We start from the raw sequence: 23,997 nt of genomic DNA on the forward strand, positions 1-23,997 counted from the left end.
AATTTGCGACTTCTTCCATAGAACTACCTCCTTTCGAAAATATATTAATGTACAATATTTTAAATTTAATATTAAAAAATACCTTATAATCTTTAGATTAACAGGGGATGTTTTTTGAATTATTTTATATTTCAATCTTTTTTTATCGTACATTTTTTATCCATATCATACATACTTTTAATAATTCCTAGTATTACAATAGCAATTTGTGCAAAAGTTATATAATTATAAAATTTACTAGTTAGAAAAAGTCCAATACCTCCTACAAAGATAACTAATATCCCAGTATTAAACATATCTCTCCCTACTATCCTTGATACTGTATCTTTATCGTATTTTTTTGCATCAAATCCATTTAGCATATCTCCTGCATTTTGACTTTTAATTATCCATCCTAAGAAGGTAAGTAGTCCTCCAACAAGTAATGTAATTATAATTAGACCATATATATCTACACTTCTCATATAGAACCTCCATGATTTTATTATTCTTATGTTATATTTATTCTTAATAAAAATATCAAAATATGATTATGATCCAATTATAACATATTTTGTAAATACAACACTATTCAGTTTTAAAAGATCTATTTTTATATAATCATAATACATTAAATAAAAATTTATATAATAAAAATTTTTATATAATAGTTGAAATTGGTTAGACTTATTATGTAGAATAGTTAAGAAAATATTTAAAGGAGATGAATACATGGAGAACTATAACGTTGTATTAGACTGTTTTGAAAAGAATGATGAACCAATGAATGCCACTGCAGTTGCAGAAAAAACAGGCATAGACAAAAAAGAAGTATCTAAGGTAATGGATAAGCTTAAAAAGGAAGAAAAGATTTATTCACCTAAGAGATGCTATTGGCAAATAAAGAGAGACTAGAAGGAGCTGCTTAGACAGCTCTAATTAAAAATGAAAATTTAATACTTTCAATGTATAAGGAGATAGATATTATATTACGGTGACTTGGAAGAAGTTTAAGTTCACACAGAATATAATATTTATCTCCTTTTTTATAAATTATTTACAAATAATTGTATGAAAAAAGTTAATATTGTTATATTATAATTATAGTGGTTTATACAAATTTAACCATTAATTATCTGAAAGGATGTGATGTTTTATGATGAGTTTAGTAAGAATTAACAGAAACTATATTGTTGTTTATGGGAAGGTGACTACAGTATAGAGTAATTTAATATCCTTCCCAATAACTTATGTTTCGGGAGGAAAAATGAATAATAAAAACTTACTAGAATTAGGATTAAATGAAGGATACATTAAAGAGGCAAGTATCTATAATGATGATTTTTATTTAGGAAGAGTATCAGTACAATACAAGGATATTTATAAAGTATTTACTGAGGAGGGAGAATTACTTGCAAGGGTATCTGGTAAATTATCATATTCTTCAAATAATACTTTAGATTATCCTGTAGTAGGAGATTGGGTATTATTAGATAGAGCAGATAATAAAAATGGAGATGCTATAATTCATAAGGTATTGTCTAGGAAAAGTTATTTTTCAAGGAAGATTGCAGGAAGTAGATATGATAGACAAATTGTTGCTGCAAATATTGATTATATATTTATATGTACAGCTTTAAATAATGATTTTAATATTAATAGACTTGAAAGATATATAGCTGTTGCATGGGATAGCATGGCAATACCAGTAATAGTATTAACTAAGTCAGATTTATGTGAAGATATAGATGAAAGACTTAAAGAGGTCAAGGAAGTTGCTATAGGAATAGAAATATTAGTAACTTCAAGTTTTAATGAAAATGGATATGAAAAAGTTAAAGAATATATAAAAAGTGGAATAACCATAGCCTTTATAGGCTCATCAGGAGTAGGCAAATCCACTTTAATAAATAAGATATTAAATAAAGATATATTAAAGACTAATTCAGTAGATGAAAATGACAAGGGAAGACATACAACTACTCATAGAGAATTATTTGTATTAGAAGAGGGCGGTATAATAATAGATACCCCTGGAATGAGAGAACTTGGGCTAATGTCTGCTGATGTTGATAAATCATTTAGTAATATTGAAGAATTAGAAAGCCAATGTAAATTTTCAGATTGTACTCATAAAAATGAACCAAAATGTGCAGTAAGAGAAGCAATTGAAAAGGGAGAATTAGACTTAGATAGATTAGAGAGATATAAGAAGCTCAAAAGAGAAGAAGAGTATAATTTAAAAAAGTCTATGCAGCAAGAGAAACAAAGAGTAAAGAGCATAATTAGGGGGAAGAGATAAGATGAGTATATATTTAAAAGATATTAATGAAGAGAATTTATTAGAATGTGCACTCTTAACTACTAACAAAGAGGGAAAACATTATGTTTTTGAAGAATTCGTTGCTTCAAATGCTTTTTCTATTGCACAATCAAAAATTCAAGAGGGTTGGATTGTAAAAGCAATATATAACGAAGACTTAATGATTGGATTTACTATGTATGGATATTGCAATGAGTATGATTTTTATGAGATATGTAGGTTTATGATAGATCATAAATACCAAGGCAATGGATTTGGAAGAATTTCTTTAAGAAAAATAATTGAAGAGATGAAGAAGAATGAGGATTGCAAGGATATCTATATTTCCTTTGATCCAAAGAATAATATAGCAAGAAGCCTTTATGAAAGCCTTGGATTTAAGGATACAGGAAAAAACTTAGAAGAAGAATTATTATTTAAATTAGAAGATATTAAATAGTGTTATGAAGAGTTGCTTATGCAACTCTTTTTTATAGTAACGAAAAATATTTGAAATGTATGGAACCTTTGATTTAAGATAAACGTCTAATTAAGTGAAGATGAGTTCACATAGCTATGTTAGATGGGGAAGGAGAGAGGTAATGAACACTTCAAGCATAATACCTATAGGTTTGCGGAGTAAGAGATACAAGGGAATAGAGAATAAAGATAGCAAGGTTACACTAGCTATAAATGGAGATAAAGAAGCCTTTAATAGTTTAATTGAGGAAAATATGAAGTCCTTATATATTGTTGCTAGAGGGATATTAAATAGTGAGTATGATATTGAAGATGCCTTTCAAAATACCATAGTTAAGGCTTATGAAAAGATTCCATATTTAAAAAATCAGGAGTACTTTAAGACTTGGATAACAAGAATTTTGATAAATGAATGTAATAATATAATACGAAGAAATAAGAAGTTTATATATATGGAAGACCTACAAACAGATATGAACTATGAAGACAAATATAAGGATTTAGATCTAATTAAAGCAATTGACTCTTTAAGTGATGATTTAAGACTAACTACATGGTTATTTTATTTTAATGATATGTCTATTGATGAGATAAGTGGCCTTTTGAAGATAGCAAAGGGAACAGTTAAGTCAAGGTTAAGTAGGTCTAGAGAAAAAATATATAATATTATGAGTGAGGGATAGTCATGAATAATTATAATGAAGATAAATTTAATGAAATTTTGAAACATAAAGCAAAGCAAGAAAATATACAAGCCCCAGAGAGATTAAAAAAGAATGTATTAAATACATTAAATAAATTACCAGATAGAAAGGTTAAAAGAAAAAGTAGATTAAGTAAAGTATCTGGTTTAGTGGCTGGATTAATTATATGTTTATTAACATTTAATATGTTTATGCCAGCCTATGCAGAAAGTTTACCAGTGATAGGACCTACATTTAAAGAAATTAATGAGGCTATAGGAATTGGAGATAAGTATGTAAAAGGTTCTAAAGATGTAGATATTACTAAAAAATATAAAGATACTACTATGACAATTAATAATATTTACTATGATGGGGTAGAGCTTGCTATAGCATATGAACTAAAGTCAGAAAGTGGATTTGATGATAAACCAATAGTATTTCCTATAATAAGAAGTGGATTTAAGGGGATTCAATATGATAATGAAGAAAACAATGGAGAATTCATAGATGATAATACTTACGTAGGATTGGCGTCTTATTCATTTACTAATGATAAGTTACCTGATAAAGCTAAAATAGAATTTATAGTTAATGATTTATATGGAAACTGGGTTGGATATTATCCTAAAAAGTTAGATTTTAAATTTTCTATAGATTCTAAGGATATGGGAAAAGAAGTCTATACTATAAATAAAGATATTAAATATGGTGAAGAATCATTTAAAGTTAAAGAGGTAATAAAAAGTAAGTTAAATACTGTTGTATATGTTGATGTATATAATGAGCATAGTAAAGCAAATAAATATTATCAAGGTGATTATCTTAAAGAGTATAACTTTGAATTTATAGCATTGGATGATAAGGGGATTCCATTAAATAATAAGGGTATGGAGTTTTCTAGTGTTTTTAAAGCGAAAAAATTATTAATAGGGACTAGTATATTTAGATTTGATGAGATATCAGAAGAGACCAAATCAATAACTCTTATACCTATTATTAGTAATAGTAATCGTATGTCTATTGTTAATAATACAATTGAAAATGTAAAATATACTATAGAAAAAATAAATAAAGATAAAGAGACATTAATAGAATCAAACTCAGAAGAATATATTATAAATAATATTGATTTCCAAGAAGATAAAACAGTAGTAAATTTAAAAGCTAAAAAGTATTTAAGAACTTTGGAAGACATTAATATTTCAATTTGGGATGAAGAGAAATTAGATAAATATAATAATTCAAATAAAGGTCAAGAATACGAATGGTATAAAGGAACAACTGATATAGAAATTAAGAATACTAAATTTAATGGATTAGACGATGGATATAATTTTACTTTAACATTACCTGCATTAGATAAGAATAAGGATTATTATATAGCAGCGCCTAATAGAGATATAAAAGTCTTAGAAAATGAAAGAATAACTATTGATTTATCTAAAAACTAAGGATTATAAAATAATGAATAAAGTATAGTATTAAACTTAAAGAGCTGTCACAGAGTAATTTTAAATTACTAATGTGACAGCTCTTTCTATTTAGAAAAAAACAATATTTTATCTAAAGAAATATTACTAAAATTCCTTGAAGAACTCCAATAATAGAGCCAAGTACAAGACCTAGGATTTCAATATGTTTTAGTTCTTTTTTAGCAACTTTAATTATTATATCTTCAAGTTTCTCCAAATCTAATTCATTTATCTTTTCTTCAACAATTGCTTGAATATTAACATTTTCTTTAGCCTTAATTAATAAATCAGCAGTAATTTCACTAAGTGCACTAGGAACTTCCTTATTTAATATTTCATCAATATAAGGAGAAGCCATCATTCTAAAGGGCATAGGAATAATATTTAGCTTTTCATTTATAATAGCTTTAATTTTTTCTATTATGTAAGAATTGAAATTTTCACCATTTGAATTATTTAATGCTTGCTCTAATATATCATCCATTGAAAGAAGTTCATTAGAAATTACTTCACCAATATTTGCAGCAATTTCTTTTTTTCTCTTAGGAATTAATCCTAGTATTTCAAAATTTAAAATTGGAATTCTAATAGGTGTAATTGGTCTAAATAAAAGTTTTATAGCTAATATATTAGTTATCCAACCAATAAGTCCACCAACAACAGTTAATATTAAAATAGTTATAAGTTTATCCATAAGTTCCTCCTACATAAGCAATTATAATTACCTTATAAAACTCATAGATTATTTTATAATCAAAAGAGAATTATTTCAATAGAAAAATTGACTAATTAGTACAAAGATGAAGTTGTATTTTCTTTTGTAATATGTAGTTAAGAATTTAGTGATGAAAAAGTGAAAGGAATGAATAAAGGAGGTTTTGCAATGCAAAACCTCCTTTATTCTAAAGATAATCTTAAATAAAATCTGTAAAGATTTCTATTTAAGAGCCTTTCATTCTTTAATTTTTTCATTCTTTCATTAATAAAATGCTAGCATTTTATTACTTATTAATCTTGAATGAGCTTTTTAGTGATACTATTCTATTAAATACTAATTTATCATCAGTAGTATATTTAGGATCTACATTGAAGAATCCATTTCTAACTAATTGGAATTTATCCTGTGGTTTTGCAATCTTAGCAGTAGTTTCTTCTATATATCCTTCTAACACTTCTAGTGAGTTAGGATTTATTTGTTCTAAGAAATGCTTACCTTCATTTTCTTCAGCATCATCTAATATTAAAGGTTCATATAGTCTAAATTCAGCTGGTTTTGCAGTTTTTGCATCTACCCAGTGAATAGTTCCTTTAACTTTTCTTCCAGTGAAGCCAGAACCACTCTTAGTTTCAGGATCATAAGTACAATGTAATTCAACTACATTACCATTTTCATCTTTAATTACATCATTACATTTAATAAAGTAAGCTCCAATTAATCTTACTTCATTACCAGGGAATAATCTAAAGTACTTTTTAACTGGTTCTTCCATAAAGTCTTCTTGCTCTACATATATCTCTCTTGAGAATGGAACTTCTCTAGTTCCTGCTTCTTCATTTTTAGCATTGTTTGAAACAGTTAGCATTTCTGTTTGACCTTCTGGATAATTAGTTATAACAACCTTTAAAGGTCTCATAATAGCCATAGCTGTATTTGCTTTAAGTTGTAAATCTTCTCTTATAAAGTATTCAAGCATTTGTGAATCTACAAGAGAATTAGCTTTTGATACCCCTATTGCTGTGCAGAAGTTTCTAATAGCTTCAGGAGTATATCCTCTTCTTCTTAATCCAGATACAGTAGGCATTCTTGGATCGTCCCATCCATCTACTACTTTCTCATCAACTAATTGTTTAAGCTTTCTCTTACTCATAACAGTATTAGTCATATTAAGTCTTGCAAATTCTATTTGTCTTGGAGTACTTTCCATTTCACATTCTTTTACAAACCAATCATAAAGAGGTCTATGATCTTCAAATTCTAAAGTACATATTGAATGAGTTATACCTTCAATTGCATCTTCAAGAGGGTGTGCAAAGTCATACATAGGATATATGCACCACTTGTCTCCTGTATTGTGGTGAGTAGCATGAGCAATTCTATAAACAATTGGATCTCTCATATTTATATTTGGAGAAGACATATCTATTTTTGCTCTTAGCACTTTTTCTCCATCTTTAAATTCACCATTTTTCATTCTTTCTAATAAATCAAGGTTTTCTTCAACTGATCTATTTCTGTAAGGACTTTCCTTTCCAGGTTCAGTTAAAGTTCCTCTATATTCTTTTATTTCCTCAGCATTTAAATCACAAACATAAGCTAAGCCCTTTTTGATTAGTAATTTTGCTTTATCATACATGATATCGAAATAATCAGAAGCAAAATAAAGATTATCCCAGTTTCCACCAAGCCACTTAACATCTTCTTTTATTGACTCAACATATTCTGTATCTTCTTTAATTGGGTTTGTATCATCAAATCTTAAATTGAACTTTCCTTTAAATTCTTCAGCAAGACCTGAGTTTAATACTATTGATTTAGCATGACCTATATGTAAATATCCATTTGGTTCAGGTGGGAAACGAGTGATTATTTCATCATGCTTTTTACTATCTAAGTCTTCAATTACTATATTTCTTATAAAGTTAGATGATATATTTTCATTTGACATATTAGTACCTCTCCTATAAAACTTTTTATTCTTATATATAGTTATATACTATTTTTTACTTTTAAATCAATTATTAATAAACTGTATATTTAATTTTAAACTATGAGTAAGAAAAAATAAAGCTTTGAAGCTAAAATATTCTAATTTGTATAACAGTATATTTTGAATAAATTGTTATATTTGTAGTAATAAGGGTATAATTAATGTATAATCTAATTACTAATATTATTTTTATAAAGGATGGTAGTTTATGGGTAGTAAAGCAAAAAGTATTTTTGCATCTTTGGGATATTTATTATTGGGTTTCGGAATTCAGATTGTAGTTACTATAGTAGGAATGATAGGCCTAGCTGTATTTTATGCAATTTCTAATGCTGATATCTTAGAAGGTAATACAGATGCAGTAATGTCAAATATGGATTCTATGATGAATTATGTAGTAGGGGCAACTAGTTGGATACTATTATTTTCATCTATAATAACTGTCCTTGCACTGATTTTAATTTACAAAATTAAGAAAAGAAAAGTTATGGAAGAGTTACAGTTTAAAAATACTAATATAGTCAATTATTTATCTGCAGTTTTATTAGGAGGCCTTTGTTGGCTATTTAATTCATCATTATTAACTTTAATCAGCAATGCAGGATTATTAGAAGAACAGTTTATTAATATGGAGAATATACTTTCACCATTAACAGCTGGCTCAATTGTAGTTTCAATTATAACAATTGGAATAATTGCACCTATTGCGGAAGAGTTTCTATTTAGAGGAGTTGTATTTAATACATTAAGAAAGAGATTTTCTCCAGCTTGGACTATTGGATTACAGGGAGTTTTTTTTGGCATATACCATATGAATTTAATACAAGGAACTTATGCTACACTTTTAGGAGTGATTTTTGGTTATGTGACTTATAAAACTAGATCTATATGGCCTGCTATTATAATGCATATAGTAAATAATTCAATGTCATTTATTCTTAATGCAATTTTAGTTGATTATGTACCAAGCACTACAACTTATATAATACAAGGTATAATAGCTGCTGTAGGAATTATAGGAGTGTTATTCTTAATATATAAGAAAAATTATAAATTAGATGAGGAGATTCCAGGGGATATTCAATATTGAATTATAAAAACAAATAAGATAGAATAACAATTGATAATGTATAATGAAGGAGAAAACTCCTAGGGAAGTTTTTTTAATTATGATGTTTTTAATTTAGCTACCTTTATGGTAGCTAATTATTTGTTAATTAATATTTTAAAATAAGTTCATATACAAAAGAAATGAAGAACGAGGTGACTGCTAATGATAAAATTAATTGCAACAGATATGGATGGAACTTTATTAAACTCTAAGGGTGAAATAAGTGAAGAATTTTTTGGAATTTTTCCGAAAATAATTGAAAAAGATGTAATTTTTGCTGCGGCTAGCGGAAGACAATATTATAATTTATTAAAGAAGTTTAATGAAGTAAAAGATAAAATGATGTTTATAGCAGAAAATGGAACTTATGTATTATATAAGGGTAAAGAGTTATTTGTTAATTCATTAGATAGAGATATAGCTATTGAGCTTATAGAAATAGGTAGAAAGATAGATAATGCTTATGTAGTTTATTGTGGTAAGAACTCAGCTTATATAGAAAGTAGCGATGAAAGAATAGTAAGAGAAACTGAAAAGTACTATGAAAGATATGAAATAGTAGAAGACCTTACGAAGGTAGATGATGAAGTTTTAAAGATTACTATTTGTGATTTCTCAGGTTCTGAATTTAACAGTAATAACTATTATAATGACTACAAAGATAAGCTTCAAGTTACAGTTTCAGGTGAGATATGGCTAGATATAACTAAAAAAGGTGCCAATAAAGGAATTGCTTTAGATAAGATAAAGAGTGACCTTGGAATAGCTTATGAAGAAACTATGGTATTTGGTGATTACTTAAATGATTTAGAAATGATGAATGAAGGATATTATAGCTATGCTATGGAAAATGCTCATGATGATTTAAAAAAGGCTTCTAGGTTTATTGCAAAAAGCAACGATGAAAATGGCGTTGTAGAAGCGATTAAAGATATTTTAAAAATTTAAATGCTGAATTTAATCAGAAAACTGAAAGTTAATTAGAACTCCTTAGTAAACTTGACCATGTCAAGTTTACTAAGGAATTTTTTTTATATTATAGTTTATTAATTTAGGAATAGCATAGTCTATTAAAAATTAATTTGTAAAAAGTTCATGTAAAAAAGCGATATTTTGACAAAAAAGCTCAATAAAAATGCTTTTAGGACTATAGTCCTGTTATTTTATGACTATTTTTAAGGAAAATAGGACTTTCAAATTATTCTAAATAGGATAAAAATATAATTATAGGACAATTTTATATAATATTAGGTATAAAAGCTAAGTTGTTAGATTAAAGGAGGCTTAATATGAATTTTATTGAATTGGATGAGATTCTATCAACTACATTATTACATGATGGTTTTTGTAACTATAGTGGATTCTTAAAACTCTCCAAATCTAGTATTGATGCTTTATTAAATACTGCTTATGATAATGAAGAGAAACTCAGTGGAAAAGAGTTTTTATATAAATTTACGAATACCTTTACAATAAATAGAATAAAATTGCCGGTAACAAAAGGTGATATAATGAGTTATGAAATTTTTAATGTTATAGATTCACTTAATGATAAGGAAAATATAATAACTAAAGCAAAAAATACTTTTATAGAAAAAGATCACTTAGAAATTAATTTAGAGAATATAGAGTTGGACAATATAAAAATAAGAATTACTAGCAAAAAAAATATATATCCAGGAATAAATGAAATTTTAATAGGAAAATCAAATTGTTAAGAAAAATTCACAGTTTTCAATAGAGTTCTGTGGATTTTTTTGTTATTGTCATTTGTTGATTTTTATTCTAAAGTTAATATATCATAACAAAAAAGGAATTATAAAAGAGGGATATAATGAATTATAATGAAGAAGTTTTAAATATTATTAATAATATTAAAGGTAGGGATGAAGATTCTATTTTAAGTGCTAAGAAGAGGGTAGATTCATTAGCTAAACCGCTTGGTAGCTTAGGAAAGCTTGAAGATATAGCAATAAAGTTAGCTGGGATAACAGGTAAGATTAATAATGAAATTAATAAAAAATGTGTAATTATATTATCTTCAGACAATGGAGTGGTGGAAGAGGGCGTTGCATCAGCACCTCAGTATGTAACATTAGCTCAAAGCATTAACTTTTCTAGGGGAAAGACAGGGGTAGCGGCTTTAGCTAAAGCAAATAATACTGATTTAATAGTAGTTGATATAGGGATTAATTCTGATATAGAAGTTCCAGGGGCAATCAATAGAAAAATTAGAAAAGGTACAAGCAATATAGTTAATGAACCTGCTATGTCAAAAGAAGAATGTCTAAAAGCAATTTATATAGGAATAGAAACTGTTAAGTTAGCTAAGGAAAAGGACTATGACATTATAGGTGTAGGAGAAATGGGGATAGGAAATACTACTACTAGTAGTGCCGTTTTAAAGTCATTAATTGGGTGTAGAATTGATGAAGTTGTAGGTAAAGGAGCGGGATTAACAGAAGAAGCGTTTGAAAAGAAGAAAGAAGTAGTAAGAAAGGCTATAGAAATAAATAATCCTAATTCAGAAGATCCAATAGATATTGTAGCTAAAGTTGGTGGCTTTGATATAGCAGGTATGGTGGGGGTATTTTTAGGGGCCTCATATTATAGAATACCAGTAGTGATAGATGGGTTTATATCTGTAGTAGCTGCTTTGTTGGCTGTAAGGTTGTCTCCGGAAGTAATTGATTACCTTATACCATCTCATTTGTCTAAGGAAATAGGATATAATTTAGCTATTAAAGAATTAGGATTAGAGCCAATGCTAAATCTAGATATGAGATTAGGTGAAGGTAGTGGATGTCCTATTGCTTTTTCAATAATAAGTTCTGCCTGTGCGATGATGAATAATATGGCTACATTTGAAGAAGCAGAAATTGATCCTAGTTATTTAGAGGAAATAAGGGATAAGAAAAGTTATATAGTTAGCACTTTAGATAAGTAGGTGATTTTATATGATAATATTGGTTGTAGGCGGTTCTAAAAGTGGAAAATCCATGCTTTCTCAAAGGATATCTAAGTATTTAGAAGAAGCTGGTGGAAATTTATTTTATATAGCAACTATGAAGCCTTATGATAACGAAGATATGAGTAGAATTGATAATCATATCAAAGAAAGAGAAGGATTTGGCTTTATTACAACAGAGAAAAGCATAAATATTGAAGAATTAGAAAAGAATTTTAAGAGTATGGATACAGTTATGTTAGATAGTATTACAGCACTAGTTACTAACGAAATGTTTAAGGATGGAAACTTTGTAGATAAAGTTCATGATAAAATTATTGAAGGATTAATGAGGATTAAGGATATCCCTAAGAATATGGTGATTGTATCAGATTATTTATTTAGTGATTCAATTAAATATGATGACTATACTGAAAAATTTAGAAGAGAGCTTGGAAATATAAATATATCTATAGCTAAGTTTTCAGATGTAGTTATTGAGTCATCCTTCAGCAATATAATAGTTCATAAAGGGAAAGAAAAGGTAGGTTTTTTAAATGAAAAATTTGATTAAGGGTTTTATTATGGATATTACAATGTTTACTATTTTACCTATGCCGTATAAGGTTTGGGAAGATAATGCGGTATGCCATATGATGAAATTATATCCTATAATAGGTCTAATAGTTGGATCGGTAAATTATTTAGTTTACATAATAGCAAATTACTTTAATCTGCCTTTAATTATTATTTCAGCATTAACTATGATAGCACCTTTTATTATTACAGGAATGTTGCATTTAGATGGATTTATGGATGTTTGTGATGCACTTTTATCTAGACGAGATAAGAAGGAGAAAATAAGAATATTAAAAGATCCGAATACAGGGGCTTTTTCAGTTATTTCATTAGGAATATTATTTATAATAAATTTTTCATCCGTATATTCTATAATAGAAGGTAATGAAAATATTATTGGAATAATTATTATACCTATTATATCTAGAGCTTTAATGGGATATATGCTTTTAAAAAAGGATACTATGAAAGAAAGTTCACTTGGAAGTTATTTTAAAACTGGTACAGGGAAAATAGATATAGTAGTTCTTAATTTTTTACTATTATTAGCTTTAATAGCTTTAATATTTTTATTTGGAATAAGTGGTATTATTCTAGGGGGATGTATAATTCTTTCAGCAATAATATCAGTAAATAAAAGTATTAAGGAACTTGGAGGAATGTCTGGAGATATTGCTGGATATGGACTAGTTATATCTGAAGCAGTTGGATTATTTATTTTAGCCGTAATTTAAGGAGAGGTGAATCTTTTGATTTTAGTTTTTGGTGGAGCTTATAGTGGAAAATTAAATTTTGTACTAGAAAAATATAATTTAAATAAAAAAGATATAATTACTATAAATGAAGAAGTGGACAACTTAGAAATTAATGCTTCTAAGAAAGTAATATACAAGCTACATAATTTAACTTATAAATATGCTTTAGATAATAAGGATATTGTAAAATATTTTAGAGAAAATATTAGTTTATTTAAAGATAAAATAATTATCTGTGATGATATTTCAGAAGGAATAGTTCCTTTAAAAAAAGAAGATAGAGTTTGGAGAGAGACTACAGGGAAGCTTTTGCAGGAAATAAGTAAGGAAGCTAATGAGGTTTATAGATTATTTTGTGGAATCCCTATGGTGATTAAGAAATGAAAAGATTAGTTTTGTATTTATTAAGGCATGGAAAAACAATGGCTAATGAAAATAAGTTATATTGTGGATTTACTAATATTCCTTTAAGTAATTTAGGTAAAGAAGAGTTGCTTATATTAAAAGAGAAAATAAATTATCCAAAGGCTGACAAGTACTTTACTAGTGGAGCATTAAGAGCAAATGAAACAATGAATATTCTTTATGGAGATAAAGATTTTGAAGAGGTAAAAGGATTCTTTGAATATAATTTCGGAGATTTTGAAATGAAATCTTATGAGGAGTTAAAGAGTAATAAAGAATATATTAGTTGGATAACGGATGAGTCTTCAAATTTTAAGTGTCCAGGTGGAGAAAGTAAGGCTGAGTATAGAAATAGAATAAAGGATGAATTTATTAATTTTATTGAAAGGGTTAAAGAGGAGAATTCAGTACTGTTAATATCTCATGGAGGGACTATAGGTACTATTCTAGAAGAATTCTATGATAAAAGTAAGAGCTTTTATGAGTGGCAACCGAGTTATGGAAGAGGATATAAGTTAGATTTAGAAATATTAAAGTCAGAATTTAAGATATTAAAGATTACTGAAATATAAAATATTTATATAGATAGATTTTTGTTAAAGAAAGTAGGAGAGATAAACTTATGAAGGAGTTAACTATAGGGTATTTATTAGATCTACTAATAGGAGATCCTCAAAACCCATTTCATCCCATAAGGCTAATAGGAAACTTATGTAAAAAGGTAGAAAATTATTTTAGAAGAGAACTAAGTAAGTCACTTAAGATGGCAGGGTTATCAACATGGATATCTGTTATTTTAATTGTTTTTATATTTAGTAACCTGATAGTAAGACTTAGCTATAATTTAAATTATATATTTGGAATTATAGTAAGTGGAGTTATGATATACTTTTGTATTGCAACAAAGTCATTAAAAGTAGAAGCTTTAAATGTAGTTAAAGCCTTAAAAGACAATGATATAGAGGAAGCGAGACATAGATTATCCTATATTGTAGGAAGAGATACCAAAAACTTAAACAAAGAGGAAATTTTAAGAGCTGTAGTTGAGACCATAGCTGAGAATATTTCTGATGGAGTAGTGGCTCCAATTTTTTATGCAGGCCTATTTGGAGCACCTTTTGCTTTAGCATATAAGGCAGTAAATACTATGGATTCAATGTTTGGATATAAAAATGATAAGTATTATGATTTTGGATATTTTCCTGCTAAGTTAGATGATATATTTAATTATATACCTGCAAGAATTACTGGATATCTAATAATAATTTCTTCTTTCGTTTTAAGGCTAGATTATAAAAATTCATATAAAATATATAAGAGAGATAGATATAACCATAGTAGCCCAAATAGTGCTCATCCTGAAGCAGCAACAGCTGGTGCATTAGGTCTTAAATTAGGGGGAGCTAATTATTATTTTGGAAAATTAGTAGAAAAACCTACTATAGGTGATGAATTAAAAAAGATAGAAGTTAGGGATGTTTACATAACAAATAGAATCTTGTACTTAGTGTCATTTTTAAGCTTTGGTATAGCAATAATATTTAATTATGTAGGGAGTTTATTTTAATGAGTAAAGCAGTTCATGGAGGAAATATAGAAGAGTTATCTAGGATACATAATATTGAAAAATCTAAGCTTATCGATTTTTCTGCTAATATAAATCCTTTAGGAATAAGTAATAATGTTTTAGAATCATTAATAAATGCTATAAAAGAAGCGGAAGTATATCCTGATATAAAATACCATAATTTAAAAAAGGCAATTAGTAAGTTTGAAGAAGTAAGTTTTGAAAATATAACTTTAGGTAATGGTGCTGCTGAATCAATATTCAACTTAGTTAGAGCTGTTAAACCCAAAAAAGCATTAATTCCAGCTCCAACTTTTAGTGAGTATGGGGAAGCAATACTAAGCGTTGGTGGAGAAGTTAAACACTATTTACTTAATGAAGATAGGGATTTTAATATAGATGAAGATATTTTAGATTATATTAATAAAGATATTGATATTATTTTTATTTGTAATCCTAATAACCCTACAGGTAAATTAACTGAGAAAGATATAATACGTAAGGTGTTAGAAAAAGCGAAACTAAATAATGTTTTAGTAGTCTTAGATGAATCATTTTTAGACTTTATAAAGGAATATAAAAAGTATTCTGCCATGGAGTTTCTTTCTACATATGATAATTTATTTATAATAAAGTCTTTAACAAAGATGTTTGCAATTCCAGGGATAAGAATAGGATATACTTTAACTGAAAATCGCAAAATAATAGAAGAAATTAATAAAGTAACATCACCTTGGAACATTAATATATTTGCAGAAAAAGCAGCGATTGTAGCATTAGAAGAAAAAGAATACATTTCTAAAACTATTGAATACATAGAAGAAGAAAAGGATTTTTTATATAATGAATTAACCTCTTTTAATAAATTGAAGGTATTTAAGCCATCTGTAAACTATATTATGTTTAAAAATTTATCAGATATAGATTTAAAAGAGGAATTACTTAAGAGGAATATAGTTATTAGAAGTTGCAGTAATTATATTGGCCTAGATAAGAGCTATTATAGAATAGCTGTTAGAAAAAGAGAAGAAAATAAAATTCTTATTAATGAATTAAATTGCATATTATCTGTATAATATTAATTGACAAGGTATCTTATAAATAATATAATTCTATTTGATATTAAAACTATATAACTATTAAAGGTGCTTTATAAGCTTAATAGGGAATTAGGTAAAAGCCTAAGCTACCCCAGTAACCGTAATATGGACGAAATCTATTAATACACCACTGCAGAGTGCGGGAAGGTTAGAAAGTAGGATGAAGTAAAGCCGGGAGACCTACCTTTTATGGAAGACTGTTATCCTCTGAGGGTGGGATGATGGGAATACTGTTATAGTTTTGAGTTATAATGAATTATTTATAAGTTATAATTTGAAATTATTTGATAAGTATTTTGGGCATACTCTTAGTATGCCTTTTTATTTTGCAAATTTATCTGCAAAATTACCCTAATAAAATAATTAGGAGGACTTATTCATGAAAAAAAGAAGTAAAATTCTTGCTGTAGTTCTATCCATGGTATTTGCAATTGCATTATTTGTTGGATGCACAGAAACTACAAAAACTATGACAGACAGGGAGGGTAATGAATTTACTTTACCTAAAAAAATAGAAAGAATTATATCGACTGCACCATCTAATACTGAGGTATTAGTGGCACTTGGGCTTTCAGATAAGTTAGTGGCTATAGACAAGTATTCTTCAGATGTTGAAGGAGTTAATACTGAGATACCACAAATAGACTTTAGAAATCCAGATGCAGAAACTATAATTGGTCTAGAGCCAGATATCGTAATAGCTTCTGGTCACAATAAGGTTGGAGAAAACGATCCTTTCCAATTAATTAAAGAAGCTGGTATTCCAGTAGTATATATTCCAAGTAGTAATAGCATAGATGGAATATATGGTGATATTGAATTTATGGCTGAAGTAACTAAGACTGAGAAAAAAGGTAAAGAAATTGTTGATAATATGAAAGAAGAAGTTGAGGCAATCAGAGCTATTGGAGATAAAATAACTGATAAGAAAAAAGTTTACTTTGAAATAGGTTCTGGCCCAACATTATATAGCTTTGGTAATGAAACATTTTTAAATGAAATGATTCAAATAATTGGAGCAGAAAATATATTTGGTAATGAAAATGCATGGATTTCACCGACACCAGAATCAGTAATAAGTGCAAATCCAGATGTAATATTAACAAATGTTCCAGATATAAATGGAGTAAAGGCTGTTGATGAAATTAAGAGCCGTGATGGATGGGATAGTGTTACTGCTATAAAAGAAGGAAATGTTTATGGAGTAGATAAGAATGCTTCTGCAAGACCTTCTCAAGAGGTAGTAAAAGCTTTAAAGGAAATGGCTAGGGCTGTTTACCCAAATGAATATAAATAAAGATAAAAAAAATAAAACACTGATGATACTTTCATTTGTTGTAGTATTTCTAGTAATATGTATTGGAACTTCCATAGGAAGTTCCAATATTAGCATTATGGATATTATTTCAATAATATCTCATAAGATGTTTAATACTAATTTATTACAAGGAATTGAAGCAAAAGATGTTTCTATTATATGGAATATAAGATTACCTAGAGTATTATTAGCATTTACTGTGGGGGGAGCTCTTGCAGCAAGTGGAGCAGTAGTTCAATCCATATTGAAGAATCCTTTAGCTTCACCTTATACACTAGGAGTATCATCAGGAGCATCACTAGGGGTTGGTTTATTAATAGTATCAGGAATTTCTATCCCGTTCCTTGGTAATTTTTCACTGCCTTTAGTAGGGTTTACTTGCAGTTTATTAACTATGGTAATAGTAATAGCATTTTCAAGTAAGGTTGACAAAGAACTTTCAAATACAACTATTATCCTAACAGGTATGGTTTTTTCATTATTCTTTAATGCTGCATTAACTACCTTAACTGCATTATTTACTAAGAATATTGAAGCCATTACTATGTGGCAAATGGGTTCCTTTTCTATGAAGGGTTGGAGCTATTTAAAAGCTGGGATTCCTTTTTTCCTAATTGGAATAATTGGTATTATGGCTTTTGTACGTGAGATGGATGTTTTAACTTTTGGAGAAGAACAAGCAAAGGCAATAGGTGTTGATGCTGAAAGAGTAAAGAAATACTTATTTCTTTTTGTTGCAATTTTAACTGGTGCGGCAGTGGCAATTAGTGGGACGATAGGATTTGTAGATTTAATTGCACCCCATGTAGTAAGAAAAATATTTGGCTCTAAGCATAGTTATGTTATACCTATGTCTGTAGTTTTTGGTGGATGTCTAATGGTAATAACTGACCTTATATCTAGAACTATTATAGTTCCTTCAGAGTTACCAGTTGGAGCAGTAACTGCAATGATAGGTGCACCGTTTTTTGCATATTTATACTTTAAAAGATCAAAGTAGGTGATTAGATGTTAGAACTGAAAAATGTTTTTTGTGGATACAATAATGTGGATGTAGTTAAAGATATAAGCTTTGATGTAAAAAGAGGAGAAAATATTTGTATAGTTGGACCTAATGGATGCGGTAAAAGCACATTATTAAAAGCTATATCTAATTTAATTTCTTATAAAGGAGATATTATTTTAGATGGGAAAAATATAAAGGATTTAAAAAGAAGAGATCTTGCTACTAAGGTTGCCTTAATGACACAAAGTACAAATATATTATTTCCATATAGTATTTATGATACTGTAGCCTTAGGGAGATATGCACATTTAACAGGCGTTTTCTCAAAGCTTAATAAAGAAGATGAAGAAATAATATATAAAAGTTTAGAGATGGTTGGATTACTTGATATTAAGGATAAACTTATAAGTGAGCTTTCTGGAGGCCAGCTTCAGAGAGTATTTCTTGCAAGAGCATTTGCACAATCACCAGAAGTAATACTTTTAGATGAGCCTACTAATCATTTAGATTTAAGATATCAAATTGAAATACTAAATTATTTGAAAATGTGGGCAAAGGATAATAATAAAATAGTAGTTGCAGTACTTCATGATTTAAATTTAGTTCAAAGTTTTGGAGAAAGGGCATTATTGCTAAAAGACGGTAGATTAATCAATTCAGGAATTACAAAAGAAGTATTAAATGGAGGAGATCTAGAAGAAGTATATGGGATAGATATTAAGAAGTTTATGGTAACGACTTTAGAGAAGTGGAAATAAAGAGGAGGTATGGAGATGAGTAAGAAATTCGTAATGTCATATAGCTGCGGAAAAGATAGTACATTAGCATTATATAGGATGATACAGAAAGGTCATAAGCCAGTAGCATTACTTATAACTGTTGATAAAAAAGTCTTAAGATCATGGTTCCATGGGGTGCCTGAAGATTTATTAAACATGGTTTCAAAATCATTAAATATTCCTTTGTTATTAGTAAAGTGTGAAGGAGAAGAATATAAGGATGCCTTTCATAAAGCATTATTAAAAGCTCGTGATGAACTTGGAGCTGAAGCCTGTGTATTTGGCGATATAGATTTAGAAGCACATAGATCTTGGTGTACTGAAAGATGTGATTATGCTGAGATTGAAGCTATATTCCCACTATGGCAGGAATCAAGAGAAGGTTTAACTTATGAATTTATTGATACAGGTTTCAAAACAGTAATAAAAAATGTAAGATTAGATGTTTTATCAACAGATTTTCTTGGAAAAGAATTAACTAGAGAAGTAGTAAGGGATTTAGTTAAAGCAGGTTCAGATCCATGTGGAGAAAATGGTGAGTATCACACTTTTGCTTTTGATGGTCCACTTTTTAATTTTCCAGTTAAATTTAAGCAAAATGGAATAATAACAAATGATAAATACGGATTCTTAGATATTGTAGGTGTTATTAATGAGTAAAAGTATAATGCTACTTGGAACAGCTTCATCTGTTGGGAAAAGTACAATAGCTACAGCTTTTTGTAGGTATTTTAAAAACAAAGGCCTAAAAGTAGCACCTTTTAAGGCTTTAAATATTTCTTTAAATTCCTATGTAACTAAAGAAGGTCTTGAGATGGGAAGGGCTCAAGTAGTTCAAGCAGAAGCTTGTGAAATAGAGCCAGAGTCATGGATGAATCCTATATTACTTAAACCTAGTGGAAATAACAAAACTCAAGTTATTGTAAATGGAAAAGTAAAATGTAATATGGATGCATATAAGTATAAGGATTTAAATAGGGAGTTAAAAGAAGTAGTTAAGGATATATATGATAAGGAAAGTGAAAATTTCGATTTAATAGTACTAGAAGGTTCTGGTAGCTGTGCTGAAATTAATTTAAGAGAAAATGATATTGCAAATATGTCTATGGCAGAAGAAAGTGACTCTCCAGTTATATTAGTGGCAGATATAGATAGAGGCGGAGTGTTTGCTTCTATAGTTGGAACTATAATGCTATTAGATGAGAAGGAAAGAAGTAGAGTAAAAGGTGTAATTATAAATAAATTTAGAGGTAATGTTGAAAGTTTTAAGCCAGCTATGAAACAATTAGAGGATATAATCAATATACCTGTTTTAGGAGTTATGCCTTACGTTGATATTGATATCGAGGATGAAGATAGCGTTACAGACAGATTTAAAGGAAAGGATAATAAGGATGCTTGTATTGATATAGCGATTATTAAGCTTGCCTCAATGTCTAACTTTACAGATTTTAATGCATTAGGCAGGCTGAAAAGTGTGAATTTAAGATATGTAGAAGAGGCAAATGAAATAGGATCACCAGACTTGATAATAATACCAGGAAGCAAAAATACTATTAAAGATTTAAAGATAATTAAAGAAAAAGATATTTTTAATAAAATATTAGAGTTAGAAAATAGGGGTACTATAATTATAGGAATTTGTGGTGGATATCAAATGCTTGGAAAATTAATAGAAGATCCGTTATCTGTTGAAGGCAATAATAAATATGAAGAAGGATTTAAATTTTTAAATACTAGAACTTCTTTTAGTAAAGATAAAAGGACTAAGCAAGTTAAGGGGATTATATCTAAAAATAAAGTAATTAATAGTGAAGGGGTAGAGGTAGAAGGATATGAAATTCATAATGGTGTAACAACTATTGAAGGAAATATAAATCCTTTCATAACTTTAGATACTGGAGAGATTGCAGGCATTATAAATGATAAACAAAATGTAATAGGAACATATCTTCATGGAATTTTTGATAATGAGGATTTTCTAAAGGAACTTATAAAACACTTATTACTTAAAATAAATATCAATGATGTTAAAGAAGAAATAACATCATATAAGGAATATAAAAAAGGGGAACTAGATAAGCTTTCTAATATTCTTAGTTCAAATATAGATATGAAAAAGGTGGAAGAAATAATAAATAACTAAAGATTCTCTTATAAAAACCTTAATAATTACCTAATGTAATAGCAAATATTTTTTTATGAAGTAAAATAATAATATATAGAGTTAAATTTACCAGAATAGCTGGAGGGATTTATATTGAGTAATATTATTAAGAGTTTTATTTTGAAATACAATTTACAAAATGTAAAATGGTTAGACTTGACCTGGTTATTAGTAATGCCTATAATAAATATAAATTATTTATTAGCTGGATCTATTGCTGAAAATGGGACTAGCCTTGCGTTAAAGTTAGATAATGAAATACCTTTTCTATCTATATTTATTTTCCCTTATATATATTGGTATTTTTTTATTTTAATAGGACTAGTATTTATTTTATCTAGGAATAGAGAAAGGTATGCTAAAACTTTATTAGCAATATATATTGGAATGTGTATTTGTTACTTATTTTATTATTTTTACCCTGTAGAAATAGCAAGGCCAGTAATTGCCAATAATACTATTCCGAATAAGTTAGTTAATATAATATATGAAAATGATAGGCCATTTAATTGTTTTCCTTCTATCCATGTATTAAATACCTATATAATTATGCGTTTCACTAAATTAAAGGATAATAAGTCATGGTTCCTGTATACAAATATAATTGGAGTATTGATAATATTATCAACTTTATTTATTAAGCAACATTTTATATTAGATGGAGTGATTGCAATAGTATTAGGTGAAGCAGTAGTATTTATTGTAAGTAAAATAGAAGGTAAGTACATTAAAAAGATATTAGATTTACCGTATAAATTAGTGGATAAGGTAAAGAAAAGCAGAGATTTTACTATTAGTTAAAATGTGAACAGTTATTACTGTAAATAATATTATACAAGAAAGTGATTTTGGGAGAATGTATAGTTCACTCTCATTTTTACATTTTCTTAACAAAAAACAAATAAATTTTTCTTAAAAACTATTTACAACTAATAATAATTATTATATAATAAATCCATCGAAAGAAATAAATTTATATAATATGTGGATATTATAGGAGGAGTTTAATAATGAAGAAATTTGTTTGTACAGTATGTGGATATGTTCATGAAGGAGATATGCCACCAGCACAATGCCCAGTATGTAAGGTTGGAGCAGATAAGTTTGTTGAGCAATCAGCTGATTTAGCATGGGCTGATGAACATAGAGTAGGAGTTGCTAAGGATGTAGATCCAAGAGTTATGGAAGGATTACAAGCTAACTTTATTGGAGAATGTACAGAAGTTGGAATGTACTTAGCAATGTCAAGACAAGCTGATAGAGAAGGATTCCCAGAAGTTGCTGAAGCATACAAGAGAATAGCATTCGAAGAAGCAGAACATGCTGCTAAGTTTGCAGAATTAATCGGAGAAGTTGTTGTTGCTGATACTAAGGCTAACTTAACAGCTAGAGTTAATGCAGAACACGGAGCTTGCCAAGGTAAGAAGGATTTAGCTACATTAGCTAAGGAATTAAACTTAGATGCAATCCATGACACAGTTCATGAAATGTGTAAAGATGAAGCTAGACATGGACAAGCATTCAAGGGATTATTAGATAGATATTTCGGACAAAACTAGTATTTATATAAGTAAAAAGGTTTAGTACAAGCTGTACTAAACCTTTTTTATTTAAAAGCATTATTCTAATTTTTTTCTTCTATTAACGTATCTGTTGAATTAACATTTTTATCTATTAATATGTTGTAGGATAATCCTGATAAGATTAATAGTCCACCAATTATTTTTCCTATGGAAACTGTACTATAAGAATAGTAATCTATAAAAATACCAATAGAAAGTTGTCCTATAAAAACTAATAATGATAAAGAAAAGGATGATACCTTTGGAGTAGTATAATTTGATAGTAAAACAACTAATATTCCTATGGCTCCCCCTAAATATGAATAAATAGGTATATTTAAATAGTTAATCATCTCTATATTCATATATTCTTTGCTTATTATAAAGAATATAAAGGCTGTAACTAGTCCAGTTAAGTAATTAATATATGTACCTTGAAGAGTTCCTATTTCCTCAGCTATTCTAGAATTGAAAATCCTTGAAATTACTATTGAAACCCCTGCTAATATAGCTAATAAAATATAAAAATAAAACATAATTCCTCCTTTTAATAAATAGCCATTACAACTATTCCTAATATGATCAAAGATACACCAAATATCTTTTTCTTTTGGAACGAAACCTTATTCATTTTCATTAAGCCAAAGCTATCTATTACAAGTGATGTAACAGTTTGGCCTAATAAGCCTAAAGAAATAGTTAAAGAGGCTCCAAGAGCACTAAAACTTAAATTATTAAATAGAACAGTAAAAACTCCTATTACTCCTGCACTATATAATATAAGAGGAATATTTCTACTAAATCTAATTTTATATTTCTTAAATAATAAGACTAGGGTTAATAAAATAAATCCTACAATATGAATTATTAAAGTAGATGAGTAATTACCTAAATGAGTTGATAGAATACCATTCAAACTAATCATTATAGTGATTAATATTCCGGTAAAAAGAGATAAAAAGTTATACATGTTATTCCTCCATAAGCTTTTTAAAATAATATAGCATATAGGAATTAAATTTCATTATGACATATGTCATAATGAATATATAATATTTAAATTAATACTTAAAA

General features: G+C 27.9%; 27 protein-coding genes and 1 riboswitch. Of the genes, 22 read left to right on the forward strand and 5 right to left on the reverse strand.

Annotation, left to right across the window (positions count from 1 at the left end; all coding sequences use genetic code 11):
- Positions 1 to 131 precede the first annotated feature (131 nt).
- On the reverse strand, positions 132 to 464 hold the full coding sequence (locus GPX08_RS12220) for a DUF3784 domain-containing protein (RefSeq protein WP_156627085.1): 333 nt from the start codon (positions 462 to 464) through the stop codon (positions 132 to 134).
- Positions 465 to 711: 247 nt separating this feature from the next.
- Between GPX08_RS12220 and GPX08_RS12225 the strand changes: the two genes are divergently transcribed.
- The 5 genes from GPX08_RS12225 (at position 712) to GPX08_RS12245 (ending at position 4,898) form a co-directional block, all read left to right on the forward strand.
- Entirely contained in the window at positions 712 to 894 is a 183-nt protein-coding gene (locus GPX08_RS12225; RefSeq protein WP_136006385.1) for a MarR family transcriptional regulator, read from the forward strand.
- A 352-nt stretch (positions 895 to 1,246) separates the two neighbouring features.
- A complete protein-coding gene (rsgA, locus tag GPX08_RS12230) occupies positions 1,247 to 2,281 on the forward strand; it encodes a ribosome small subunit-dependent GTPase A (RefSeq protein WP_156627086.1) in 1,035 nt (344 codons plus the stop codon).
- A 1-nt stretch (position 2,282) separates the two neighbouring features.
- On the forward strand, positions 2,283 to 2,741 hold the full coding sequence (locus tag GPX08_RS12235) for a GNAT family N-acetyltransferase (RefSeq protein ID WP_156627087.1): 459 nt from the start codon (positions 2,283 to 2,285) through the stop codon (positions 2,739 to 2,741).
- 142 nt (positions 2,742 to 2,883) lie between these two features.
- On the forward strand, positions 2,884 to 3,444 hold the full coding sequence (locus GPX08_RS12240) for a sigma-70 family RNA polymerase sigma factor (protein ID WP_156627088.1): 561 nt from the start codon (positions 2,884 to 2,886) through the stop codon (positions 3,442 to 3,444).
- Between the two features lie 2 nt (positions 3,445 to 3,446).
- Positions 3,447 to 4,898 carry a DUF4179 domain-containing protein gene (locus GPX08_RS12245; protein ID WP_156627089.1) on the forward strand — a complete coding sequence of 484 codons (1,452 nt, stop codon included), beginning with the start codon at positions 3,447 to 3,449 and terminating at the stop codon, positions 4,896 to 4,898.
- Positions 4,899 to 5,010: 112 nt separating this feature from the next.
- Here the strand turns inward: GPX08_RS12245 and GPX08_RS12250 are convergent, their stop codons facing one another.
- The gene (locus GPX08_RS12250) at positions 5,011 to 5,613 is read right to left on the reverse strand and encodes a DUF445 family protein (RefSeq protein ID WP_156627090.1); all 603 of its coding nucleotides are present in this window, start codon (positions 5,611 to 5,613) and stop codon (positions 5,011 to 5,013) included.
- Between the two features lie 307 nt (positions 5,614 to 5,920).
- Positions 5,921 to 7,585: a glutamine--tRNA ligase/YqeY domain fusion protein gene (locus tag GPX08_RS12255; RefSeq protein ID WP_156627091.1), complete on the reverse strand. Its 1,665-nt coding sequence runs from the start codon at positions 7,583 to 7,585 to the stop codon at positions 5,921 to 5,923.
- 250 nt (positions 7,586 to 7,835) lie between these two features.
- Between GPX08_RS12255 and GPX08_RS12260 the strand changes: the two genes are divergently transcribed.
- The 17 genes from GPX08_RS12260 to GPX08_RS12340 all read left to right on the forward strand — a co-directional run bounded on the left by GPX08_RS12260 (position 7,836) and on the right by GPX08_RS12340 (position 22,920).
- On the forward strand, positions 7,836 to 8,717 hold the full coding sequence (locus tag GPX08_RS12260; RefSeq protein ID WP_156627092.1) for a CPBP family intramembrane metalloprotease: 882 nt from the start codon (positions 7,836 to 7,838) through the stop codon (positions 8,715 to 8,717).
- A 183-nt stretch (positions 8,718 to 8,900) separates the two neighbouring features.
- Positions 8,901 to 9,686, forward strand: coding sequence for a Cof-type HAD-IIB family hydrolase (locus tag GPX08_RS12265; RefSeq protein ID WP_156627093.1), 786 nt, complete (start codon positions 8,901 to 8,903; stop codon positions 9,684 to 9,686).
- A gap of 341 nt (positions 9,687 to 10,027) precedes the next feature.
- Positions 10,028 to 10,456 carry a hypothetical protein gene (locus tag GPX08_RS12270; protein ID WP_156627094.1) on the forward strand — a complete coding sequence of 143 codons (429 nt, stop codon included), beginning with the start codon at positions 10,028 to 10,030 and terminating at the stop codon, positions 10,454 to 10,456.
- A 116-nt stretch (positions 10,457 to 10,572) separates the two neighbouring features.
- Positions 10,573 to 11,685, forward strand: a complete 1,113-nt coding sequence (gene cobT, locus GPX08_RS12275; protein ID WP_156627095.1) for a nicotinate-nucleotide--dimethylbenzimidazole phosphoribosyltransferase — start codon at positions 10,573 to 10,575, stop codon at positions 11,683 to 11,685.
- A gap of 10 nt (positions 11,686 to 11,695) precedes the next feature.
- Complete coding sequence (locus GPX08_RS12280; protein WP_156627096.1) at positions 11,696 to 12,259, forward strand: adenosylcobinamide kinase/adenosylcobinamide-phosphate guanylyltransferase; 564 nt, start codon at positions 11,696 to 11,698, stop codon at positions 12,257 to 12,259.
- Complete coding sequence (locus tag GPX08_RS12285) at positions 12,243 to 12,998, forward strand: adenosylcobinamide-GDP ribazoletransferase (protein WP_156627097.1); 756 nt, start codon at positions 12,243 to 12,245, stop codon at positions 12,996 to 12,998. Before GPX08_RS12280 ends, GPX08_RS12285 begins: the two co-directional genes overlap by 17 nt.
- A gap of 15 nt (positions 12,999 to 13,013) precedes the next feature.
- Positions 13,014 to 13,403 carry a cobalamin biosynthesis protein CobU gene (locus GPX08_RS12290; RefSeq protein ID WP_156627098.1) on the forward strand — a complete coding sequence of 130 codons (390 nt, stop codon included), beginning with the start codon at positions 13,014 to 13,016 and terminating at the stop codon, positions 13,401 to 13,403.
- Entirely contained in the window at positions 13,400 to 13,996 is a 597-nt protein-coding gene (locus GPX08_RS12295; protein ID WP_156627099.1) for a histidine phosphatase family protein, read from the forward strand. The genes GPX08_RS12290 and GPX08_RS12295 overlap by 4 nt, the downstream gene beginning before the upstream one ends.
- 50 nt (positions 13,997 to 14,046) lie before the next feature.
- Positions 14,047 to 14,991: a cobalamin biosynthesis protein gene (locus GPX08_RS12300; RefSeq protein WP_156627100.1), complete on the forward strand. Its 945-nt coding sequence runs from the start codon at positions 14,047 to 14,049 to the stop codon at positions 14,989 to 14,991.
- Complete coding sequence (locus GPX08_RS12305; RefSeq protein WP_156627101.1) at positions 14,991 to 16,067, forward strand: threonine-phosphate decarboxylase; 1,077 nt, start codon at positions 14,991 to 14,993, stop codon at positions 16,065 to 16,067. The genes GPX08_RS12300 and GPX08_RS12305 overlap by 1 nt, the downstream gene beginning before the upstream one ends.
- Before the next feature lie 50 nt (positions 16,068 to 16,117).
- Positions 16,118 to 16,294, forward strand: a riboswitch (cobalamin riboswitch).
- Between the two features lie 176 nt (positions 16,295 to 16,470).
- Positions 16,471 to 17,388, forward strand: coding sequence for an ABC transporter substrate-binding protein (locus tag GPX08_RS12310; RefSeq protein ID WP_156627102.1), 918 nt, complete (start codon positions 16,471 to 16,473; stop codon positions 17,386 to 17,388).
- On the forward strand, positions 17,375 to 18,409 hold the full coding sequence (locus GPX08_RS12315; protein WP_156627103.1) for an iron chelate uptake ABC transporter family permease subunit: 1,035 nt from the start codon (positions 17,375 to 17,377) through the stop codon (positions 18,407 to 18,409). The genes GPX08_RS12310 and GPX08_RS12315 overlap by 14 nt, the downstream gene beginning before the upstream one ends.
- Before the next feature lie 8 nt (positions 18,410 to 18,417).
- On the forward strand, positions 18,418 to 19,173 hold the full coding sequence (locus tag GPX08_RS12320) for an ATP-binding cassette domain-containing protein (protein ID WP_156627104.1): 756 nt from the start codon (positions 18,418 to 18,420) through the stop codon (positions 19,171 to 19,173).
- A gap of 15 nt (positions 19,174 to 19,188) precedes the next feature.
- Positions 19,189 to 19,854, forward strand: a complete 666-nt coding sequence (locus GPX08_RS12325) for a diphthine--ammonia ligase (protein ID WP_156627105.1) — start codon at positions 19,189 to 19,191, stop codon at positions 19,852 to 19,854.
- A complete protein-coding gene (locus tag GPX08_RS12330) occupies positions 19,847 to 21,340 on the forward strand; it encodes a cobyric acid synthase (RefSeq protein ID WP_156627106.1) in 1,494 nt (497 codons plus the stop codon). The genes GPX08_RS12325 and GPX08_RS12330 overlap by 8 nt, the downstream gene beginning before the upstream one ends.
- A gap of 114 nt (positions 21,341 to 21,454) precedes the next feature.
- The gene (locus GPX08_RS12335) at positions 21,455 to 22,162 is read left to right on the forward strand and encodes a phosphatase PAP2 family protein (RefSeq protein WP_156627107.1); all 708 of its coding nucleotides are present in this window, start codon (positions 21,455 to 21,457) and stop codon (positions 22,160 to 22,162) included.
- Positions 22,163 to 22,371: 209 nt separating this feature from the next.
- Positions 22,372 to 22,920: an NADH peroxidase gene (locus tag GPX08_RS12340; protein ID WP_156627108.1), complete on the forward strand. Its 549-nt coding sequence runs from the start codon at positions 22,372 to 22,374 to the stop codon at positions 22,918 to 22,920.
- 65 nt (positions 22,921 to 22,985) lie between these two features.
- Here the strand turns inward: GPX08_RS12340 and GPX08_RS12345 are convergent, their stop codons facing one another.
- Complete coding sequence (locus GPX08_RS12345) at positions 22,986 to 23,459, reverse strand: EamA-like transporter family protein (protein ID WP_156627109.1); 474 nt, start codon at positions 23,457 to 23,459, stop codon at positions 22,986 to 22,988.
- Between the two features lie 11 nt (positions 23,460 to 23,470).
- A complete protein-coding gene (locus GPX08_RS12350; protein WP_156627110.1) occupies positions 23,471 to 23,893 on the reverse strand; it encodes an EamA-like transporter family protein in 423 nt (140 codons plus the stop codon).
- Positions 23,894 to 23,997 lie beyond the last annotated feature (104 nt).

Source organism: Clostridium tertium (genome assembly GCF_902652255.1).
Classification (GTDB): Bacteria; Bacillota; Clostridia; order Clostridiales; family Clostridiaceae; genus Clostridium; species Clostridium tertium_A.

Bases quoted from the DNA above. Each gene is read 5' to 3' on its own strand.
- GPX08_RS12220 (WP_156627085.1), bottom strand. From the start codon at position 464: ATGAGAAGTGTAGATATATATGGTCTAATTATAATTACATTACTTGTT.
- GPX08_RS12225 (WP_136006385.1), top strand. From the start codon at position 712: ATGGAGAACTATAACGTTGTATTAGACTGTTTTGAAAAGAATGATGAA.
- rsgA (WP_156627086.1), top strand. From the start codon at position 1,247: ATGAATAATAAAAACTTACTAGAATTAGGATTAAATGAAGGATACATT.
- GPX08_RS12235 (WP_156627087.1), top strand. From the start codon at position 2,283: ATGAGTATATATTTAAAAGATATTAATGAAGAGAATTTATTAGAATGT.
- GPX08_RS12240 (WP_156627088.1), top strand. From the start codon at position 2,884: ATGAACACTTCAAGCATAATACCTATAGGTTTGCGGAGTAAGAGATAC.
- GPX08_RS12245 (WP_156627089.1), top strand. From the start codon at position 3,447: ATGAATAATTATAATGAAGATAAATTTAATGAAATTTTGAAACATAAA.
- GPX08_RS12250 (WP_156627090.1), bottom strand. From the start codon at position 5,613: ATGGATAAACTTATAACTATTTTAATATTAACTGTTGTTGGTGGACTT.
- GPX08_RS12255 (WP_156627091.1), bottom strand. From the start codon at position 7,585: ATGTCAAATGAAAATATATCATCTAACTTTATAAGAAATATAGTAATT.
- GPX08_RS12260 (WP_156627092.1), top strand. From the start codon at position 7,836: ATGGGTAGTAAAGCAAAAAGTATTTTTGCATCTTTGGGATATTTATTA.
- GPX08_RS12265 (WP_156627093.1), top strand. From the start codon at position 8,901: ATGATAAAATTAATTGCAACAGATATGGATGGAACTTTATTAAACTCT.
- GPX08_RS12270 (WP_156627094.1), top strand. From the start codon at position 10,028: ATGAATTTTATTGAATTGGATGAGATTCTATCAACTACATTATTACAT.
- cobT (WP_156627095.1), top strand. From the start codon at position 10,573: ATGAATTATAATGAAGAAGTTTTAAATATTATTAATAATATTAAAGGT.
- GPX08_RS12280 (WP_156627096.1), top strand. From the start codon at position 11,696: ATGATAATATTGGTTGTAGGCGGTTCTAAAAGTGGAAAATCCATGCTT.
- GPX08_RS12285 (WP_156627097.1), top strand. From the start codon at position 12,243: ATGAAAAATTTGATTAAGGGTTTTATTATGGATATTACAATGTTTACT.
- GPX08_RS12295 (WP_156627099.1), top strand. From the start codon at position 13,400: ATGAAAAGATTAGTTTTGTATTTATTAAGGCATGGAAAAACAATGGCT.
- GPX08_RS12300 (WP_156627100.1), top strand. From the start codon at position 14,047: ATGAAGGAGTTAACTATAGGGTATTTATTAGATCTACTAATAGGAGAT.
- GPX08_RS12305 (WP_156627101.1), top strand. From the start codon at position 14,991: ATGAGTAAAGCAGTTCATGGAGGAAATATAGAAGAGTTATCTAGGATA.
- GPX08_RS12310 (WP_156627102.1), top strand. From the start codon at position 16,471: ATGAAAAAAAGAAGTAAAATTCTTGCTGTAGTTCTATCCATGGTATTT.
- GPX08_RS12315 (WP_156627103.1), top strand. From the start codon at position 17,375: ATGAATATAAATAAAGATAAAAAAAATAAAACACTGATGATACTTTCA.
- GPX08_RS12320 (WP_156627104.1), top strand. From the start codon at position 18,418: ATGTTAGAACTGAAAAATGTTTTTTGTGGATACAATAATGTGGATGTA.
- GPX08_RS12325 (WP_156627105.1), top strand. From the start codon at position 19,189: ATGAGTAAGAAATTCGTAATGTCATATAGCTGCGGAAAAGATAGTACA.
- GPX08_RS12330 (WP_156627106.1), top strand. From the start codon at position 19,847: ATGAGTAAAAGTATAATGCTACTTGGAACAGCTTCATCTGTTGGGAAA.
- GPX08_RS12340 (WP_156627108.1), top strand. From the start codon at position 22,372: ATGAAGAAATTTGTTTGTACAGTATGTGGATATGTTCATGAAGGAGAT.
- GPX08_RS12345 (WP_156627109.1), bottom strand. From the start codon at position 23,459: ATGTTTTATTTTTATATTTTATTAGCTATATTAGCAGGGGTTTCAATA.
- GPX08_RS12350 (WP_156627110.1), bottom strand. From the start codon at position 23,893: ATGTATAACTTTTTATCTCTTTTTACCGGAATATTAATCACTATAATG.